15 protein-coding genes are annotated in these 19,905 nt (G+C 63.5%); 5 read left to right on the top strand and 10 right to left on the bottom strand.

What is annotated here, in order from left to right; genetic code table 11:
- Window positions 1-37: 37 nt before the first annotated feature.
- Window positions 38-1,396 (bottom strand): glutamine synthetase family protein, encoded by a 1,359-nt coding sequence (locus ACIPZ5_RS23195; protein ID WP_027920892.1) that lies wholly within the window; start codon window positions 1,394-1,396, stop codon window positions 38-40.
- Window positions 1,397-1,970: 574 nt separating this feature from the next.
- Here ACIPZ5_RS23195 and ACIPZ5_RS23190 point away from each other — a divergent pair.
- Window positions 1,971-3,347: a glutamine synthetase family protein gene (locus ACIPZ5_RS23190; RefSeq protein WP_085676386.1), complete on the top strand. Its 1,377-nt coding sequence runs from the start codon at window positions 1,971-1,973 to the stop codon at window positions 3,345-3,347.
- Window positions 3,348-3,719: 372 nt separating this feature from the next.
- Here ACIPZ5_RS23190 and argA read toward each other — a convergent pair whose 3' ends face one another.
- Window positions 3,720-5,018 carry an amino-acid N-acetyltransferase gene (argA, locus tag ACIPZ5_RS23185; RefSeq protein ID WP_085676387.1) on the bottom strand — a complete coding sequence of 433 codons (1,299 nt, stop codon included), beginning with the start codon at window positions 5,016-5,018 and terminating at the stop codon, window positions 3,720-3,722.
- A 125-nt stretch (window positions 5,019-5,143) separates the two neighbouring features.
- Window positions 5,144-6,286, bottom strand: a complete 1,143-nt coding sequence (gene argE / locus ACIPZ5_RS23180) for an acetylornithine deacetylase (protein WP_343599060.1) — start codon at window positions 6,284-6,286, stop codon at window positions 5,144-5,146.
- Between the two features lie 114 nt (window positions 6,287-6,400).
- Here argE and ACIPZ5_RS23175 point away from each other — a divergent pair, with 114 nt between their 5' ends.
- Complete coding sequence (locus ACIPZ5_RS23175) at window positions 6,401-7,777, top strand: CYTH domain-containing protein (RefSeq protein ID WP_343599062.1); 1,377 nt, start codon at window positions 6,401-6,403, stop codon at window positions 7,775-7,777.
- A gap of 101 nt (window positions 7,778-7,878) precedes the next feature.
- On the opposite strand, the gene ACIPZ5_RS23170 is transcribed toward ACIPZ5_RS23175, so the two are convergent.
- On the bottom strand, window positions 7,879-8,349 hold the full coding sequence (locus tag ACIPZ5_RS23170; protein WP_079230134.1) for an Lrp/AsnC family transcriptional regulator: 471 nt from the start codon (window positions 8,347-8,349) through the stop codon (window positions 7,879-7,881).
- A gap of 127 nt (window positions 8,350-8,476) precedes the next feature.
- Between ACIPZ5_RS23170 and ACIPZ5_RS23165 the strand changes: the two genes are divergently transcribed.
- The 3 genes from ACIPZ5_RS23165 (at window position 8,477) to ACIPZ5_RS23155 (ending at window position 10,973) form a co-directional block, all read left to right on the top strand.
- Window positions 8,477-8,794 carry a hypothetical protein gene (locus ACIPZ5_RS23165; RefSeq protein WP_261942242.1) on the top strand — a complete coding sequence of 106 codons (318 nt, stop codon included), beginning with the start codon at window positions 8,477-8,479 and terminating at the stop codon, window positions 8,792-8,794.
- A 98-nt stretch (window positions 8,795-8,892) separates the two neighbouring features.
- Window positions 8,893-10,569 carry a GspE/PulE family protein gene (locus ACIPZ5_RS23160; RefSeq protein WP_400810823.1) on the top strand — a complete coding sequence of 559 codons (1,677 nt, stop codon included), beginning with the start codon at window positions 8,893-8,895 and terminating at the stop codon, window positions 10,567-10,569.
- A gap of 89 nt (window positions 10,570-10,658) precedes the next feature.
- Window positions 10,659-10,973 carry a DUF2388 domain-containing protein gene (locus ACIPZ5_RS23155; RefSeq protein ID WP_110632695.1) on the top strand — a complete coding sequence of 105 codons (315 nt, stop codon included), beginning with the start codon at window positions 10,659-10,661 and terminating at the stop codon, window positions 10,971-10,973.
- Between the two features lie 100 nt (window positions 10,974-11,073).
- On the opposite strand, the gene gcvP is transcribed toward ACIPZ5_RS23155, so the two are convergent.
- The 6 genes from gcvP to ACIPZ5_RS23125 all read right to left on the bottom strand — a co-directional run bounded on the left by gcvP (window position 11,074) and on the right by ACIPZ5_RS23125 (window position 19,898).
- Window positions 11,074-13,947, bottom strand: coding sequence for an aminomethyl-transferring glycine dehydrogenase (gcvP, locus tag ACIPZ5_RS23150; RefSeq protein ID WP_400810822.1), 2,874 nt, complete (start codon window positions 13,945-13,947; stop codon window positions 11,074-11,076).
- Window positions 13,948-14,144: 197 nt separating this feature from the next.
- Window positions 14,145-14,528 (bottom strand): glycine cleavage system protein GcvH, encoded by a 384-nt coding sequence (gene gcvH / locus ACIPZ5_RS23145; RefSeq protein WP_343599068.1) that lies wholly within the window; start codon window positions 14,526-14,528, stop codon window positions 14,145-14,147.
- Window positions 14,529-14,576: 48 nt separating this feature from the next.
- Window positions 14,577-15,659 (bottom strand): glycine cleavage system aminomethyltransferase GcvT, encoded by a 1,083-nt coding sequence (gene gcvT, locus ACIPZ5_RS23140; protein WP_400810820.1) that lies wholly within the window; start codon window positions 15,657-15,659, stop codon window positions 14,577-14,579.
- A 123-nt stretch (window positions 15,660-15,782) separates the two neighbouring features.
- Window positions 15,783-17,405: an ABC transporter permease gene (locus ACIPZ5_RS23135; protein WP_400810819.1), complete on the bottom strand. Its 1,623-nt coding sequence runs from the start codon at window positions 17,403-17,405 to the stop codon at window positions 15,783-15,785.
- Window positions 17,406-17,563: 158 nt separating this feature from the next.
- Entirely contained in the window at window positions 17,564-18,565 is a 1,002-nt protein-coding gene (locus ACIPZ5_RS23130; RefSeq protein ID WP_261942236.1) for an extracellular solute-binding protein, read from the bottom strand.
- A 115-nt stretch (window positions 18,566-18,680) separates the two neighbouring features.
- Window positions 18,681-19,898 carry a 2-octaprenyl-3-methyl-6-methoxy-1,4-benzoquinol hydroxylase gene (locus ACIPZ5_RS23125; RefSeq protein ID WP_343599138.1) on the bottom strand — a complete coding sequence of 406 codons (1,218 nt, stop codon included), beginning with the start codon at window positions 19,896-19,898 and terminating at the stop codon, window positions 18,681-18,683.
- Window positions 19,899-19,905 lie beyond the last annotated feature (7 nt).

Raw genomic sequence — 19,905 nt, 5'->3', positions numbered from 1 at the left:
CATTTTCCGGCGGCCGCACCAGCGGCCTCAGGGTTGATCAGACAGCGAACAGCAGGAACTCACGTTCCCAGGAGCTGATGACGCGCTTGAAGTTCTCGTGCTCGGCGCGCTTGGTGGCGACGTAGCCAGTGATGAACTTCTTGCCCAGGTACTGCACCAGTGCACGGCTGATTTCCATGCGTTCGAGGGCGTCCTCGATGGTCAGCGGCAGGCGCAGGTTGCGGCGTTCATAGCCACGGCCCTGGACCGGCGCGCTGGCTTCGATGCCCTCGACCATGCCGATATAGCCACACAACAGGCTGGCGGCGATGGCCAGGTATGGGTTGGCATCGGCACCGGGCAGGCGGTTCTCGACACGACGGTTCTGCGGGCCGGCATCCGGTACGCGCAGGCCGACGGTGCGGTTTTCCTCGCCCCACTCGACGTTCACCGGCGCCGAGGTGTCGGGCAGGAAACGGCGGAACGAGTTGACGTTGGGGGCGAACAGCGGCAGCGCTTCGGGGATGAACTTCTGCAGGCCACCGATGTGGTGCAGGAACAGCTCGCTCATGCTGCCGTCTTCGTTGCTGAAGATGTTCTTGCCGGTGGCCACGTCGACCACGCTCTGGTGCAGGTGCATGGCGCTGCCCGGCTCGCCGGTCATCGGCTTGGCCATGAAGGTGGCGGCCACGTTGTGCTTGAGCGCAGCCTCGCGCATGGTGCGCTTGAACACCAGAATCTGGTCGGCCAGGTGCAAGGCGTCGCCGTGACGGAAGTTGATTTCCATCTGCGCCGTGCCGTCTTCGTGGATCAGCGTGTCGAGGTCCAGGCGCTGCAGTTCGCACCAGTCATAGACGTCTTCGAACAGCGGGTCGAATTCGTTCGCGGCCTCGATCGAGAACGACTGGCGGCCGGTTTCCGGGCGGCCAGAGCGACCGACCGGCGGCTGCAGCGGGAAGTCCGGGTCTTCGCTGCGCTTGGTCAGGTAGAACTCCATCTCCGGCGCGACGATCGGCTGCCAACCCTTGTCGGCGTAGAGCTTGAGGACTTTCTTCAGCACGTTGCGCGGCGACAGCTCGACCGGGTTGCCCTTCTTGTCGTAGGTGTCGTGGATCACCTGGGCGGTCGGCTCGATGGCCCAAGGCACCAGGAACACAGCGTCCTGGTCGGGGCGGCAGATCATGTCGATATCGGCCGGGTCGAGCAGGTCGTAATAGATGTCATCGTCGACATAGTCGCCAGTCACAGTCTGCAGCAGCACGCTTTCGGGCAGGCGCATGCCTTTTTCGGCGATGAATTTGTTGGTCGGCGAGATCTTGCCGCGGGTGATGCCGGTCAGGTCGCTGATCAGGCATTCGACTTCGGTGATCTTGTGCTCTTTCAACCAATCGGTGAGCTGGTCGAGGTTGTTACTCATAAATACCTCAGGAGGTAAGGTGGTCCGCGCCCTGATTCTGGATGGAGTAGATTGCTAAAGCAAAAACCCACGCGCAGGCGCACTGTGGATACACTGAAATCAAGCGTGTCCGCAGCGGGATCAAAGGGCAGGAATACGAGAAGAGCAACGAAAAAGCGTTACGAGGTGTGGTCCAGGTGCGCAAAGCGTCAATTATTGCGGCCATGCAGACCACAGCTCGACTGATGCGTGCGGGAACGGCAGGGATACCCGACTGCACTGCGCAGGCAGCGCGTTCAGGTCGCGACAAGCGGACCATGTGACCCTCGTATTATTGTGTTCTGGGTTGAGTCCGAGCTTAGCCTTGTTAATTTTTTTACACAACACCTCCGTAAAAAATAAAACACGGCATGTCGGAGATAGCCCTTTGCGAGGGAAATAGCGGATAATGGTACGCCCCGATATGCAGCAAATCTGCCGTCGATGTGCCATTTCAGGGCATCATGGGGTTGGCTTGACATCAGTTTGTCTTTTCGATTGACTGGTCCTGCAAGCCCCCCTTGATTGATATTTTTAACAACAAAGGTGTTGCATCATGTCGGTACCCCCGCGTGCCGTTCAGCTTAACGAAGCGAACGCGTTCCTTAAGGAACATCCTGAGGTTCTCTACGTTGACCTTCTGATTGCAGATATGAATGGTGTGGTGCGTGGCAAGCGCATTGAGCGCACCAGCCTCCACAAGGTTTACGAGAAAGGCATCAACCTGCCTGCCTCCCTCTTCGCCCTGGACATCAACGGATCCACCGTCGAAAGCACTGGGCTGGGCCTGGATATCGGCGATGCTGACCGCATCTGCTATCCAATCCCCGACACACTCTGTAATGAACCATGGCAAAAGCGCCCGACTGCGCAGCTGCTGATGACCATGCACGAACTGGAAGGCGAGCCGTTCTTCGCCGACCCGCGCGAAGTGCTGCGTCAGGTGGTGAGCAAGTTCACCGAAATGGGCCTGACCATCTGCGCCGCGTTCGAGCTGGAGTTCTACCTGATCGACCAGGAGAACGTGAACGGCCGTCCACAGCCACCACGCTCGCCCATCTCGGGCAAACGCCCACAGTCGACCCAGGTGTACCTGATCGACGACCTCGACGAATATGCCGACTGCCTGCAGGACATCCTCGAAGGCGCGAAAGAGCAAGGCATCCCGGCTGACGCCATCGTCAAGGAAAGCGCCCCGGCGCAGTTCGAAGTCAACCTGCACCACGTTGCCGACCCGCTCAAGGCCTGCGACTACGCGGTACTGCTCAAGCGGTTGATCAAGAACATCGCCTACGACCATGAAATGGACACCACCTTCATGGCCAAGCCCTACCCGGGCCAGGCTGGCAACGGCCTGCATGTACACATCTCCGTGCTGGACAAAGATGGTAACAACATCTTCACCAGCGAGGATCCCGAGCAGAACGCCGCGCTACGTCACGCTGTCGGCGGTGTGCTCGAGACCCTGCCTGCGTCCATGGCGTTCCTCTGCCCGAACGTCAACTCGTACCGCCGCTTTGGCGCGCAGTTCTACGTACCGAACGCGCCGAGCTGGGGCCTGGACAACCGTACCGTGGCCCTGCGCGTGCCGACCGGTTCTGCAGATGCCGTGCGCATCGAGCACCGCGTGGCTGGCGCCGACGCCAACCCGTACCTGATGATGGCTGCCGTGCTGGCGGGCGTGCACCACGGCCTGACCAACAAAATCGAGCCAGGCACACCCATTGAAGGCAACTCGTACGAGCAGCTGGAGCAGAGCCTGCCGAACAACCTGCGCGATGCCCTGCGCGAGCTGGACGACAGCGAGATCCTGAACAAGTACATCGACCCGAAGTACATCGACATCTTCGTCGCGTGCAAGGAGAGCGAGCTGGAGGAGTTCGAGCACTCGATCTCCGACCTCGAGTACAACTGGTACCTGCATACCGTGTAAACGAAAACGCCGCCCACAAGGGCGGCGTTTTTCATTCGGGACCGCGTCACCTGCTTCGCGGGCAAGCCCACACGATTATCACCAGCTTCCAGGCGTGCGCTGTACTTGTGGGAGCCGCGCTTGCCGGCGATGGGCCGCGCAGCGGCCCCAACATTCTTGCGTTTGACATGGGTCGATAGCGATCACACGTATACAGGGGCCGCTTCGCGGCCCATCGCCGGCAAGCGCGGCTCCCACAGGGTCGCGCCAGCTTTAAGCAATTAGGCGAGACAGTTGCTTCCACAGGATCTTCACAGGGCCTGAGCCTTGAGCATTACCTGTGAGAGCGGGTTTATCGAGGCGTCGAACCGCCGCGAAGAGGCCGCTACAGATTTACAGGGACTTCTCGAAAATCTTCGAATTGCGCTGGTAGTTGTACAGCGAAGCCCGCGCCGCTGGCAGCCGCTCGACGCCGCTAGGCGCAAACCCGCGCTCCCGGAACCAGTGCGCCGTACGCGTGGTAAGCACGAACAAGGTATTCAACCCCATCTGCCGCGCCCGCCCTTCGATCCGCTCCAGCAGCTCATCCCCGCGACCGCCATGGCGGTACTCGGGGTTCACCGCCAGACACGCCAGTTCACCCGCCTGCGAATCGGCAATCGGGTACAACGCCGCACAGGCAATGATCATCCCTTCACGCTCGACCACGCTGAACTGCTCGATCTCCCGCTCCAGCACCTCGCGCGAACGACGTACCAGAATGCCCTGTTCTTCCAGCGGGCTGATCAGCTCCAGCAAGCCACCGACATCCTCGATGGTCGCTTCGCGTACCACCTCGAACTGCTCCTGCGACACCAGCGTACCGCCACCTTCGCGGGTGAACAGCTCGGTCAGCAGCGCACCGTCTTCGGCATAACTGACGATATGGCTACGCGCTACACCGCCTTTGCAGGCCTCCGCAGCGGCATCGAGCAGCTCGGCCTGATAATCGCTACCCAGGCGCGCCAGGTGCGGGGCGATCTGTTGCGGGCGCAGTTCACGCACCAGCTTGCCGCTTTCATCCAGCAGGCCAGGCTCGGCACCGAACAGCAGCAGCTTGTCGGCACCCAGTTCGATGGCCGCGCGGGTGGCGACGTCTTCGCAGGCCAGGTTGAAGATTTCACCGGTGGGCGAGTAGCCCAGCGGCGACAGCAGCACGATGGAGCGCTCGTCGAGCAGGCGGCTGATGCCCTTGCGGTCGACCCGGCGCACTTCGCCGGTGTGGTGGTAGTCCACCCCTTCCAGCACGCCGATCGGCCGTGCGGTGACCAGGTTGCCGGAAGCCACACGCAGGCGCGAACCCTGCATCGGCGAGGCGGCGATGTCCATCGACAGGCGCGCCTCGATGGCCAGGCGCAGGGCGCCGACGGCGTCGATCACGCAGTCCAGGGTGGCGGCATCGGTGATGCGCATGCCCCGGTGGTAGTGCGGCGTCAGGCCGCGATCAGCCAGGCGGCTTTCGATCTGTGGGCGCGAGCCATGCACCAGCACCAGGCGCACACCCAGGCTGTGCAGCAAGACCAGGTCGTGGACGATATTGCCGAAATTCGGGTGTTCAACCCCATCGCCAGGGAGCATGACCACGAAGGTGCAGTCGCGATGGGCATTGATGTACGGGGAGGCATGACGTAGCCAGTTGACGTATTCGGGCATGACAGGGCCTGTGGATAAAGTGGACGGAGAACGGTGAATCACACGGCGTTCAGGATCATCGTCGGAACAGGCTTGCGGTCACGCGCGGTCTCCTCTAGGCAAGAACGAATCAACAGGGTGGACGTTTAATTCAGGCAGTAGTGCCGGATCAGGTCACGCAATAGACGCACGGTAGGCTCGATTCGTGACATTTCAAGGTATTCGCCAGGCTGGTGGGCGCAGGCGATGTCGCCGGGGCCCAGCACGATGGTCTGGCAACCCAGTTGCTGAAGATAAGGCGCTTCGGTACCGAACGCCACCGCTTCGGCGCGATGGCCGGTGAGGCGCTCGGCCACTTGTACCAGTTCGGCATCGGCAGCCTGCTCGAAAGGCGGCACCTCAGGGAACAGCGGTGCGTAGTCGATCCGCACCTCATGGCGCTCGGCCACCGGTTTCAGCTTGCCGCGAATGGCAGCGCGCAGCTGTTCGACATCCATGCCCGGCAGCGGCCGCAGGTCGAACTCCAGCGCGCACTGGCCACAAATGCGATTGGGGTTGTCACCACCATGGATGCAGCCAAAGTTCATGGTGGGCGTGGGCACGGTAAATTGCGGGTTGCGGAAGGTTTCCTGCCACTGCCGGCGCAGGCCCATCAGCTCACCCATCACCTCGTGCATGGCCTCCATGGCGCTGTGGCCCAGGCTCGGGTCGGACGAATGGCCGCTACGCCCGAGGATGTCGATGCGGTCCATGAGGATGCCCTTGTGCATGCGGATCGGCCGCAGGCCAGTGGGCTCGCCGATCACTGCGGCGCGACCGAGCGGCTGGCCGGCGGCAGCCAGGGCGCGGGCGCCGGACATGGAGCTTTCTTCATCGCAAGTAGCAAGGATCAGCAGTGGTTGCTTGAAATCGTGCTCAAGCAGCGGAATCACCGCTTCGATGATCAAGGCGAAAAAGCCTTTCATGTCGCAGCTGCCCAGGCCGACCCAACGGCCATCGGCCTCGGTCAGCTTGAGCGGGTCGCTGGACCACAGCTGTTCGTCGTAGGGCACGGTGTCGCTATGGCCAGCCAGCACCAGGCCGCCGGGGCCGCTGCCACGGCTGGCCAGCAGGTTGAACTTGCCGGGGGTGACCTGGCGGATGTCGCAACTGAAGCCCAGATCGCCCAGCCAGCCGGCCAGCAAGTCGATGACCTGGCGATTCGACTGGTCCAGGGCTGGCTGGGTGCAACTGACCGAGGGCGCGGCGATCAAGGCGGCAAACTGGTCTTTGAGCGTTGGCAACGGCATGCGCGTACTCCTCGGAAGCGTTGCCCATCATAGGGCCATCCGGCGCAAGGAATAAACCGTTGCCGGCCCAGTCCTGTAGACTGCACGGCTATCACGCCCTCCTTCGAGCCTGCGATGCACAAAGAAACCGAACTCAAGCTCCGCGCCAGTCGCGAGACCCTGGCAGCCCTGCGCGAGCACCCCCTGCTGAAAAAGCGCAACAAGTCCGGCTGGCAGACCCGCGAGCTGCTCAACCAGTACTTCGACACCCCTGCGCGCGAGCTCTCCGCTGCCCGTGTCGCCCTGCGCCTGCGCCGCGACGGCGAACAGATCATCCAGACCCTGAAGTGCCGCGGCCAGAGCGTCGCCGGGCTGTCCGAGCGCAACGAATACGAATGGCACCTGGACAAGGTCAAGCTCGACCTGAAAAAGCTCGACGCCAGCTGCTGGCCGGAGCAACTGGCCGAGCTGGACAAGAAAACCATCAAGCCGCTGTTCACCACCGACTTCACCCGCGAGTTCGCCGAAATCGCCTGGGGCCGTGGCAAGAGCAAGGTGGTGATCGAGGCCGCGCTGGACCAGGGCTTCGTGATCGCCGGCAAGCAAAAGGAAGAGATCTGCGAGCTCGAACTGGAGCTGCGCGAAGGCGCCCCTGAAGCGCTGCTGGAACTGGCCGCCGAGCTGGCCGCCAGCCTGCCGCTGATGCCGTGCGACATCAGCAAGGCCGAGCGCGGCTACCGCCTGCTGGAGCCGGACAGCTACGAGCTGGGCCTGCCAACCACCGAGCTGGACGCGGAAACGGCCGTGGACGACGCCTTCACCGCCCTCGCCTGGCAGTTGCTGGGCAGCAGCCAGCGCCTGGCCGAACAGTACCGCCACAATGGCCACTGGCGCCTGCTGCAGGATTGGGTGCAGTGCCTGGCCGAACTGCGCGCACTGGTTGCCAGCCTGGGCCAGGCCGCTCCACGCGCGACCACCCGCGAGCTGCGCGCCAGCCTCGATGCGCTGCTGGAAGACTGGCGCCCGCTGGTGCAGGCCGGCAATGACGACGAAGACATCCGCCGTGCCGCGCCTGAACAGTTCATCGAAGAGCTCGAGGACGTGCGCTGGGGCCAGTTCTCCCTGGAAACCTCGCGCTGGCTGCTGGCCCGTGCCTGGACCGTGGAACGCAAAGGCCGGGGTGAGCGCCAGGGCAAGGCGCAGCTGGCCAGCTGGCTGGCGCACCTGCTGGGTGAGGAAGGCCGCGCGCTGAAGCTGCCGCTGTACACCCAGCGCCCGGAAGACCTGGCCGAACAACTGCCGCGTATCGAACAGTTGCTGGCCTGGCTGCACCATGCGCGTCAGGTACTCGAGGCACCGCAGATGGACCGCCTGTACGGCGACCTGAAGAAGCTGCATGAACTGGCAGAACTGCCGTTGGGCGAAGAGCCTGGCGAACTGCTGGAAGCGCGTATCGAGCAGGCTCGGGCGGTTGATCAGAGCCGTGGCTGGAAGCACCTGCTCAAGGCTTGATAGCGCGTCTGCTTCTTCGCGGGCAAGCCCGCTCCCATAGATGAAAACAGGCCTGAGGCCTGTGGAAGGTCATGTGGGAGCGGGCTTGCCCGCGAATGGCTCTACCTCGACAGTGGCAGGCTGGTGGTGGACTTGATCTCCGACAGCGCCACAATCGAGTTCACTTCCTGAATCCCTGGCACGTTCGACAGCTTTTCGAAGAAAAAGCGCTCATATGCCTCGATATCCGAGGTGACGATGCGCAGCAGGAAGTCAACCGCCCCCATCAGCACATAGCACTCCAGCACTTCCGGAAAGCCGCGGATCGCCTCGGTAAACTCGGTGAAGTTGGAACGGCCGTGGGCGTTGAGTTTCACCTCGGCGAAGATCTGCGTGTTCAGGCCGACCTTCTTGCGGTCCAGCAGGGTCACCTGCCCACGAATCACTCCTTCCTCTTTCAGGCGCTGAATCCTGCGCCAGCAGGGCGATTGCGACAGCCCCACACGCTCGGCGATCTGCGCGCTGGATAGCGACGCGTCCTCTTGCAGCAACTCGAGAATGCGTCGGTCGTAGGCATCCAGCTCGCCTTGCATAAATAATTCCCCAAAACACAAATATTCGAATTGATCTATCTGCAGCAGCAGCTAATCGTTGGAATCATAGCGAAAAAATACCGGCCTGGACGTGCAAGAATTTCTCCCACATTCGCGGAGACCCAGCATGAACGCACTCGAACGCCCCCTGCCCCGCAGCGATGCCTGGGCCGCCAACACCAGCCACAGCACCGTGCGCTATCGCCTGCAGGCCGAAGCCGAGCCGGATACCCTGTGCCGTGTGCTCAACCTGTTTGCCCTACAGTTCCTCACGCCCCACAGTGTGCAGGTCAGCCAGCAGGAAGACTGGCTCGCCATTGAGGTCGGTATCGGCGGCTTGAGCTGGCATCGGGCGCAAGTGATCGAGCAAAAACTGCGCAACCTGGTGTGTGTCGGGGAGGTGAGCCTGGAAAACCTGGCCCGCCTGGAGCTGGCGGTGGGCTGAAGCCCGGGGCGCAAAATTCCGTAATTCTTTCCCGTGCCTAGCTGAGCCAGGCACGGCTAGCCTTGATCAATGACTCTCTCAAGGCACGGACGCCGCCGATGTTCACTTCCGACGAGCAACCCCTCGACCTCAAAAGCCTGCTGGACGCCTTGCAAGCCGACCAGCACCTGACCGCCAACGATTCATGCCTGGTTCGCGAACAAGCATCCCAATACAGCGCTCAGCACCCGCTTGAAACCATCGCGGCGTTGGGCCTGGAAGATCGCAGCCAGCCAGGCCAGCAGCTGAACCTGGACACCCTCTGCCGATGGCTGGCGCAAAAGGTCGGCCAACCTTACCTGCGCATCGACCCCATGCAACTCGACCTGGCCCAGGTCAATGGCCTGATCTCCCCTGCCTTCGCACAGCGCCACGGCATCCTGATCGTGGCCAACGATGCCAACGCCATCACCGTGGCCAGCGCCGAGCCCTATCAACAACTGTGGCAAGCCGACCTGGCACGCAGCCTGGGCAAGCCGATCCGCCGCGTGCTGGCCAGCCCGCTGCAGATCCGCCAGCTGGGCCAGTCACTGTTTCGCCTGGCTCACTCGGTACAAGGTGCGCAGCATCAGCAAGCGACCAGCCTGGGCGAGCTCGAACACTTGCTCGAGTTGGGCAAGCGCCAGGCACAGGACACCGCCGACGATGCGCACATCGTGCATATCGTCGACTGGCTGCTGCAGTATGCGATCGAGCAACGCGCCAGCGATATCCACCTGGAGCCGCGCCGCGAACAAGGCCACCTGCGCTACCGCATCGACGGCCTGCTGCACACGGTCTATGCCTTCCCCGCCAGTGTCACCCTGGCCGTGGTCAGCCGCCTGAAACACCTGGGGCGCATGGATGTAGCGGAAAAACGCCGCCCGCAGGACGGCCGGGTCAAGAGCAGCCTGCCAGGCGGCAGCGAGGTGGAGCTGCGCCTCTCGACGCTGCCGACGCCCTTTGGTGAAAAACTGGTGCTGCGCTTGTTCGACCCGCGCCAGCTGCAGGAAGACTTCGACCAGTTGGGCCTGGAAGGCGAGCAGCTGCTCCAGTGGCAAATGCTGTTGCAGCGCCGCCAGGGCATCCTGCTGGTCACCGGACCTACCGGCTCCGGCAAGACCAGCACGCTCTACGCCAGCCTCAAGCTGCTGGCCACGCCGCAGGTCAACCTGTGCACCATCGAAGACCCGATCGAGCGCCTGGAGCCAGCGTTCAACCAGTTGCAGGTGCAGCCTGCCCTGGGCCTGGGATTTGCCGATGGCGTGCGCGCCCTGCTGCGCCAGGACCCGGACATCATCATGATCGGCGAGATCCGCGACCGCGAGACCGCGCTGGTAGCGGTTCAAGCGGCGCTCACCGGGCACCTGGTGCTTTCGACCCTGCACACCAATGACACCTGCAGCGCCATTACCCGCCTGCTGGAGCTGGGTGTGGCCGATTACCTGATCCGGGCGACCCTCGGCGGCGTCATGGCCCAACGCCTGGTCCGCTTGCTCTGCCACGCATGCCTGGGCCGCCCATCGAACGATCCTTGCCAGGTTTGCCGGGGCACCGGCTACCGCGGCCGCACGGGTCTGTTCGAATTGCTGATACCGAGCGAGAGCCTGCGTGCACGGATAGGCGCCAGCACCGATCTGGCCGAACTGCAACGGCAGGCTCTAGCTGAAGGGTTGCAGGATTTGCGTAGCTGCGGGGAGGCGAAAGTGGCCCTTGGACTGACCCGTCCCGAGGAGGTGCTGCGGGTCTGTTCCTGAGCAAAAAACCCTTGTATTCAAGGAACTTGCGGCCCTTTTTCTGGATCAAAGCGGCCATCTCCAACCCTCACCCTTCGAGGTGTTTCATCATGCGTCTCAAAACCGCCATTGCAGCGGCTGCCCTGCTTTCGCTGCCTGTTGGCTCCGCCATGGCCGATACCTTCTGGCGTAACGTAATGACCTCGGGCGCGACCACGGCGTCGAGCTATATCACTTCGCACGACCACAAGCTGGTACTCGCGGCGCAGGATGACGCCGGCAGCTTCGTCGCCAGTGAGGGGGCGATTCGCGGGCCGTTCCTTGAGCAGGCGCTGCAGCAGGTGCGTGCCGAGAACCCAGGGATGCAAGCTTCGGACATGGAACTGGCCAATGCCATCCTGGCCAAGAACGCGGTAGCCGAGTAACCGCGCCACCTTCTTCGCGGGTAAACCCGCTCCCACAAGGGCCGCATCGCTCTCACGTGCTGCGCAATACCCGCGAAGAAGCCTGTGCCGATCCAATGCCCTACCGGTAAGCCTCCACCGGCACGCAAGCACAGAACAGATTTCTGTCCCCATACACATTGTCGACCCGGTTCACCGCTGGCCAGTACTTGTGCAGCCGCACATGGGCACTGGGTGCAATCGCCTGTTCCAGGCTGTAAGGCCGGGCCCACGGCGCCAGCACATCAGCCAAGGTATGCGGCGCATGTTTGAGCGGGTTGTCCTCCGCCGGCCAGCGTCCCTCCTGCACCTCGGCAATTTCCGCCCGTATCGCCAGCATCGCTTCGACGAAACGGTCCAGCTCGGCCTTGGACTCACTTTCAGTCGGCTCGACCATCAGGGTGCCCGGCACCGGGAACGACATGGTCGGGGCGTGGAAGCCATAGTCCATCAAGCGCTTGGCAACGTCCTCTTCAGTGATGCCGGTTTGCGCCTTGAGCGGCCGTAGGTCGAGGATGCACTCATGCGCCACGCGCTGGTTGCGCCCGCGGTACAACACCGGGAACGCACCGCCAAGCTGGCTGGCCAGGTAGTTGGCCGAAAGGATCGCCACTTCACTCGCGTCAGCAAGCTGCGGGCCCATCATGGCGATGTACATCCAGCTGATCGGCAGGATGCTGGCACTGCCCCAGGGCGCGGCACTGACCGCTGTGTTGTTCGGCTCCAGCCCCGGCACCGGCACCACCGGGTGGCTGGCGACGAACGGTTTCAGGTGAGCACGGATGCCGATCGGCCCCATGCCCGGGCCACCGCCGCCATGGGGAATGCAGAAGGTCTTGTGCAGGTTCATGTGCGAAACATCGGCGCCGATATCCGCCGGCCGCGCCAGGCCGACCTGGGCGTTGAGGTTGGCGCCGTCCATGTACACCTGGCCGCCGTGCTGGTGGACCACCTCGCAGATCTCGCGGATGCCCTCTTCGTACACGCCATGGGTCGAGGGATAAGTGACCATCAGGCATGACAACTTGTCGCCGGCGGCATGGGCCTTGGCCTTGAGGTCTTCGAGATCGACGTTGCCAGCATCGTCACAATCGACGATCACCACCTCCATGCCAGCCATCTGCGCCGACGCCGGGTTGGTGCCGTGGGCCGACGACGGGATCAGGCACAGCGTGCGCTGCGGCTGATGACGGCTGCGGTGATAACGAGTGATGGCCATGAGCCCGGCGTATTCGCCCTGGGCGCCGGAGTTGGGTTGCATGCAGATGGCATCGAAGCCGGTAATGGCGCACAACCAGCTTTCCAGCTCGTCGATCATCGCCTTGTAGCCCGTCGTCTGTGCCGCGGGTGCAAAGGGGTGAAGCTGGGCGAAAGCGGGCCAGGTAATGGGGATCATCTCACTGGTGGCATTGAGCTTCATGGTGCAGGAGCCAAGCGGGATCATCGACTGGTTCAGCGCCAGGTCCTTGTTTTCCAGCTGCTTGAGGTAGCGCAGCATCTCGGTTTCGCTGTGGTGCAGGTTGAAGACCGGGTGGCTGAGGAACGGCGTACGTCGCACCAGCGCTGCGGGGATGCCTTCGGGCAGCGCGTGCTGGTCGAGCGTGGCGATATCCAGGCCGTGATCCACGCCCAGGAAAATATCCAGCAGCCGCAGCACGGTGGCTTCGCTACAGGTTTCGTCCAGGCTCACCCCCAGATGGCCGCGGCCTAGAATGCGCAGGTTGATGCGAGCGGCTTCGGCGCTCTCGATGATCGCGGCCTGGGCGCCACCGACGTCCAGGGTCAAGGTGTCGAAAAAGTGCTGGTTGAGGCGCTTGATGCCTTTGGCCTCAAGGCCTGCTGCCAGCACGAAGGTCAGCCGGTGCACGCGCTGGGCAATGCGCTGCAGGCCTTCAGGGCCGTGATACACCGCATAGAAACCGGCGATGTTGGCCAACAGCACCTGGGCCGTGCAGATGTTGGAGTTGGCCTTTTCGCGGCGGATATGCTGCTCGCGGGTCTGCAGGGCCATGCGCAGCGCAGTATTGCCACGGGCATCACGGGACACGCCAATGATGCGCCCGGGCATCGCCCGCTTGTAGTCGTCACGGCAAGCAAAATAGGCGGCGTGTGGGCCGCCGTAACCCATGGGTACGCCAAAGCGCTGGGTCGAACCCAGCACCACATCGGCGCCGAGTTCGCCGGGGGGCGTCAACACCACCAGGCTGAGCAGGTCGGCGGCCACGCAGGCCAGGGCCTGCTGGCTGTGCAACTGGTCGATGAACGGGCGCAGGTCGCGCACCTCGCCATGGGTGTCCGGGTATTGCAGCAAAGCGCCGAAAACCTGGTGCCTTGAAAGGTTATCCACAGCGTCGACGATCAGTTGGAAACCAAACCCTTCCGCGCGGGTTTTCAGCACCGACAAGGTCTGTGGATGGCAATGCTCGTCGGCAAAGAACGCGTTGCTCTTGTTGCGCGCCACCCGCTTGGCCAGGGCCATGGCTTCGGCAGCCGCCGTGGCTTCGTCGAGCAATGACGCATTGGCCAGCGCCAGCCCGGTGAGGTCGATGACCATCTGCTGGAAATTGAGCAGCGCCTCCAGCCGGCCCTGGGCGATTTCGGGCTGATAGGGCGTATAGGCGGTGTACCAGCCGGGGTTTTCCAGCACGTTGCGCAAGATGACATTGGGCGTGACGGTGCCGTGGTAGCCCATGCCGATGAGGCTGGTCCACACCTGGTTCTGCTCGGCGAAGCCTGCGAGCTTGGCCAACGCAGCCTGTTCATCCAGGGCCGGTGGCAGGTCGAGGGCGCGGTTGAAGCGGATGCCTGGCGGCACGGTCTGCTCGATCAGCTCGCTACGGCTGCTGAGGCCGAGGGCGCTGAGCATTGCCTGCTGCTCCGAGGCATCGGGCCCCAGGTGGCGGCGCAGGAAAGGGTTGAGCTCTTGCAGTTGATGCAGGGATGGCGACTGGGACATGTCGACGCTCTCTTCCTAGACCAGGTCTCATGGAGACTTATAAGTCTAGGAAGGGATCGCCGATACTGCGGGAAAACTTGTTTCTGCAGGCTCGGCCTCTTCGCGGCTAAAGCCGCTCCTACAGAGGTGCGCACAGGCCTCGAGCGCGGCGCCATACCTGTAGGAGCGGCTTTAGCCGCGAAACAGGCGCTGCGGTATCACTCGCCGATGGCGGCTTTGTAGCCAGCGGCATCCAGCAGCTTGTCGAGCTCGGCCGGGTTGCTTGGCTTGAGCTTGAAGATCCACGATCCGTACGGTTCTTCGTTGAGCAGTTCCGGGCTGTCGGCCAGTTCTTCGTTGACCGCGATCACTTCACCGGAAACCGGCGCATAGATGTCGGACGCGGCCTTGACCGATTCGACCACGCCTGCAGCGTCGCCAGCAGCGAACACCTTGCCGACTTCGGCCAGCTCGACGAACACCACGTCACCCAGCGCTTCCTGGGCGTGGTCGCTGATGCCTACGGTTACGCTGCCGTCAGCTTCCAGGCGCGCCCACTCGTGGCTTTCGGCGAAACGCAGATCGGCGGGGATATTGCTCATGTCTTGAATTCCTCGTTTGGGTCAGCGGTTCGGCCCGCCGTTGAATGTTCAGATCAGAATCTTGCCTTGGCGCACGAAGGTCGGCTTGACCACCCGTACCGGGTACCATTTGCCGCGGATCTCGACCTCGGCACGGTCACCCGTAGCCATGGGCACACGTGCCAGGGCAATGGACTTGCTCAGCGTAGGCGAGAAACTACCACTGGTGATCTCCCCTTCGCCAATCCCGGCTACACGAACCACCTGGTGGGCGCGCAGCACACCACGCTCTTCGAGCACCAGGCCAACCAGTTTTTCCTGCACACCGCGCTCGATTTCCGCCAGCAGGCCGGTACGGCCGACGAAGTTGCGTTCGGCTGGCTCCCAGGCGATGCACCAACCCAGGTTGGAGGTCAGCGGGGTGTGGTTCTCGTCGATATCCTGGCCGTACAGGTTCATGCCAGCTTCCAGACGCAGGGTGTCGCGCGCGCCCAGGCCGCTCGGCGCGATGCCGGCGCCGACCAGGTCGTTGAAGAAGGCTACAGCCTGGTCGCCCGGCAGGATGATTTCCAGGCCGTCTTCACCGGTGTAGCCAGTGCGGGCGATGAACCAGTCACCTTCGGCAACACCTTCGAACGGGCGCAGCTCACGGATCAGCGCGGCACGAGCTGGGCTCAGCAGCGCGGCGACTTTCTCGCGGGCATGGGGCCCCTGGATGGCGAGGATGGCCAGGTCCGGACGCACGTCGAACGAGACGCTGAAACCGGCGCTCTGAAGCTGCAGCCAAGCGATGACCTTCGCCCGCGTGGCCGCGTTGGTGACCAGGCGGTAACCGCCTTGGGTGCGATAGACGATCAGGTCGTCGATAACCCCGCCTTCATCGTTGAGCAGCGGGCTGTACAGCGCCTTGCCGGTGACGTCGAGACGGGCCACGTCGTTGGCCAGCAGACGTTGCAGCCAGGGTGTGGCGTCGTCACCAGCAATGTCGATGACCGTCATGTGGGAAACATCGAAGACACCGCAGTCGCTGCGCACCTGATGGTGCTCCTCGACCTGCGAGCCATAGTGCAGCGGCATGTCCCAGCCACCGAAATCGACCGTCTTGGCGCCGAGCGCCAGGTGCAAGTCGTACAAAAGCGTGCGCTGTCCCATGGGTTTCTCCTTCCGGGCGTGGCGAAGCGGCGGCGGTCGATGACGTTTAATCGTCAGCTCTTCTTGTAGGACCCGCCGCGCGAATGCCGCGCATTGTAGCCGCAAGGGCGCAAGCTGGCATCCTCAGTGACTGTGACCCGTACGCCGAGCGGAACGGCGGATCAGCCCGATGACCGGCAACAGCCCTACCAGCACCAAGGTCAGCGCCGGTAGCGAGGCACGCGCCCATTCGCCTTCGCTGGTCATCTCGAACACCCTGACCGCCAAGGTGTCCCAGCCGAACGGGCGCATCAGCAAGGTGGCGGGCATTTCCTTGAGCACATCGACAAATACCAGCAACGCGGCACTCAGGGCCCCAGGAACCAGCAGCGGCAGATACACCTTGAAAAATAAACCCACGCCACCGACACCGAGGCTACGCGAGGCCTCCGGCAATGATGGGCGGATACGTTCCAGGCTGCTCTCCAACGGGCCATAGGCCACGGCGATGAAGCGCACCAGGTAGGCCAGCAGCAAAGCGGCCAGGCTGCCCAGCAACAATGGCTTGCCCGCGCCACCCAACCAGCTCGACAGCGGAATGACCAACTGATTGTCCAGGTAACTGAAGGCCAGCATGATCGACACTGCCAGCACCGAGCCGGGCAAGGCATAGCCCAGGTTGGCCAGGCCGACGCCTGCGCGGATGCCGCCGGTCGGTGCCTGACGGCGGGCGAAGGCCAGCAGCAGGGCCACGCAAACGGTGATCAGAGCGGCCATGCCGCCCAGGTACAAGGTGTGCAGCACCAGGCCGATATACCGCTCGTCCAGGTCATGCCGACCGCGCTGCCAGAACCACGCCAGCAACTGCAGAAGTGGAATGACGAAAGCGCAGGCGAACACCAGCAGGCACCAGCCGCTGGCCAGCAGCGCCTTGACCCCGCGCAAGTGGTAAAGCGCCTGCCCGCGCGGGCGCTCGTTGCCGCTGCGGGTAGCGCCACGGGCGCGGCGCTCGCCGTACAACACCAGCATCACCGCCAACAGCAGCAGGCTGGCCAGCTGGGCCGCGCTGGACAGGCTGAAGAAGCCGTACCAGGTCTTGTAGATGGCCGTGGTGAGGGTATCGAAATTGAACACCGCCACGGCGCCGAAATCGGCCAGGGTCTCCATCAGCGCCAGGGCGATGCCGGCACCAATCGCTGGCCGCGCCATCGGCAGGGCTACCCGCCAGAAGGCTTGCAGCGGTGACAGGCCAAGCACCCGCGCAGCCTCCATCAAGCCCTTGCCCTGGGCCAGGAACGCCGTGCGCGCCAGCAGGTAGACATAGGGATAGAACACCAGCACCAGGACGATGATCACTCCACCGGTGGAACGCACCCGTGGCAGGCGCATGGGCCCGAACACCTCGCGCAGGGCGCTCTGCACCGGGCCGGCAAAGTCGAGCAGGCCGACGAAGACGAAGGCCAGCACGTAGGCCGGGATGGCGAACGGCAACATCAGTGCCCAATCGAGCCAGCGCCGGCCAGGGAACTCACAGAGGCTGGTGAGCCAGGCCAGGCTGACGCCGAGCAGGGTGACGCCGATACCGACGCCTACCACCAGCGTCGCGGTATTGCCCAGCAGGCGGCCCATCTGGGTGTCGAGCAGGTGTGACCAGATCTGCAGGTCGACCGACTGCCAGGACAGCAGCAGGACGCTCAGGGGCAAGAGGACCAGGGCAGCGGTCAGGGTGACCGGGAGGTACCAGCGGCGTTGTGGGGTGTGCGGCAAGGTTGAATTCTCGGTTGCGATAGCGACCGCTGCGCGGTCGTTCGCGGGTAAACCCGCTCCCACAGCAACACCATCGCCCTTCAGGATGGCGCAAGCTGTGGGAGCGGGTTTACCCGCGAAAGGGCCCTGTCAGGCCCCGGAAGAGTAAAGCCTGGTGCTTAACGCCAGCCAGCCCGGTCCATCAGGCGGATGGCCTCGGCCTGGCGCTGGCCGGCCACTTCCACAGGAATGCTGTCGGCCTTGAAGCTGCCCCAGGCCGCTACTTCATCCGACGGCTTGACCTTCGGGTTGGCCGGGAACTCCTGGTTGATGTCGGCGAACAGCTTCTGCGCCTCCTCGCCGGTCATCCACTCGACCAGCTTCTTGGCGGCTTCCGGGTGTGGCGCATGCTTGGTCAGGCCGATGCCCGACAGGTTGACGTGTACGCCACGGTCACCCTGGTTGGGCCAGAAGATCTTCACCGGCAGTTTCGGGTTCTGGGCGTGCAGGCGGCCGTAGTAGTAGGTGTTGACCACGCCCACATCGCACTGGCCGGCTTCGATGGCCTGGATCACGGCGTTGTCGTCGGAGAACACATCGGTGGACAGGTTGCTGACCCAGCCTTTGACGATCTGTTCGGCCTTGGCCTCGCCGTGGTTCTCGATCAGCGTGGCGGTCAGCGACTGGTTGTACACCTTCTTCGCCGTACGCAGGCACAGACGCCCTTCCCATTGTTTGTCGGCGAGGGCTTCGTAGGTGGTCAGCTCGGCCGGCTTTACCCGCTCGGTGGAGTAGATGATGGTCCGCGCGCGCAGGCTCAGGCCGGTCCAGTCATGGGAGGAAGCGCGGTACTGCGGTGGGATGTTCTGGTCGATGATGTCCGACTTGATCGGTTGCAGGATGCCCATCTGCTCGGCCTGCCAAAGGTTGCCGGCATCGACCGTGAGCAGCAGGTCGGCCACACCGTTCTCGCCCTCGGCCTTGATGCGCTGCATCAGTGGGGCTTCCTTGTCGGTGATGAACTTGACCTTGACCCCGGTCTTGGCAGTGTAGGCGTCGAATACCGGTTTGATCAGCTCGTCGATGCGCGAGGAGTACACCACCACTTCGTCCGCCGCCTGGGCTGTGCCGCCGAACAGGGTCAGGGCCAGGGCGGCCAATAGGGGCTTGCGTGGCAACATGGAAAGCACTCCTCGGATCGTATGAGAGGTGCAAATGGTAGTGAATCCCATTTTCCAGCTCATCTACCGAGCAGTTACCGAATGTTGCAAGGGGCCGCTTTGCGGCCCCACCAGCTCAAGCCTTGGCCAGCTCCGGGAGGTCCCCGGTCAACCCCAGGGCCTGGCGCACGAACATCGCCTTGGCTTCCGGCATCTGCTCCACCAGCTTCAACCCGCTGTTACGCAACCAGCGCAACGGCAGCGGGTTGGCCTGGAACAACCGCTCAAAACCCTCCATCGCCGCCATCAACGCCAGGTTGTGCGGCATGCGCCGGCGCTCATAACGGCTGAGCACCTTCACATCCGCCAACCGCTCACCACGCGCGCAGGCATTCTCCAGCACCTCGGCCAGCACGGCAGCATCGAGGAAGCCCAGGTTGACACCCTGCCCGGCCAACGGGTGAATGGTGTGCGCGGCATCGCCGATCAGCACCAGCCCTTCGTCCACGTAGCGCTTGGCGTGGCGCTGGCGCAACGGCACGCAGACGCGCGGGTCGGCTTCCAGCACATCGCCCAGACGCCCCTCGAAGGCACGCTCCAGGGCTTTGAGGAAGGCCTGTTCATCCAGCGCCATGACCTGCTCGGCCTGCTCTGGCGTCGTCGACCAGACGATCGAGCACCAGTCCTGCTTTCCGTCACGCGACAACGGCAGGAACGCCAGGGGCCCCTCATCGGTGAACCGCTGCCAGGCGGTGGCCTGGTGTGCGGCACTGCAGCGCACGCTGGTGACGATCGCGTGATGCAGATAATCCCATTCGCGGGTCTGGCAACCGGCCAGTCGGCGCACCGCCGAGTTGGCGCCGTCGGCGGCTACCACCAACGGTGTGCGCAGCTGGCGGCCATCGGCAAGGGTCAGCAGCCATTCGTCACCGGAGCGGCGCAGCTGCTCCAGACGGGCATTGGGCAACAGGCCGATGTCGCTGTCGTGCAGGCGCTCGAGCAGACCGTCCTGTACCACCCGGTTCTCGACGATATGGCCGAGCACCTGGGCATGCACGCTGGCTGCCGAGAAATGAATCTGACCGGTACCGCTGCCATCCCATACATGCATGTCGGAATACGGCGACACGCGCCGACTGGCGATGCCTTCCCAGGCACCCAGGCGCTCAAGGATGCGCTGGCTGGCCGCCGACAAGGCACTCACCCGTGGTTCGAACGGTGCGGCGCCGTCGAACGGTTTGACCGACAGCGGGCCGCCATCCAGCAGGAGAATTTCCAGGCCGCTGTGGCGAAGCGCCAGGGCCAGGGCGCTGCCGACCATACCGGCACCGACAATCAACAGATCTGCGCGCATTTCCATG

Origin of the sequence: Pseudomonas sp. NPDC089428, from assembly GCF_044749325.1 — a bacterium.
Taxonomy (GTDB): Bacteria; Pseudomonadota; Gammaproteobacteria; order Pseudomonadales; family Pseudomonadaceae; genus Aquipseudomonas.
Note: the sequence above shows the minus strand (reverse complement) of the source record. Positions and strands in the feature narration are given on the sequence as shown.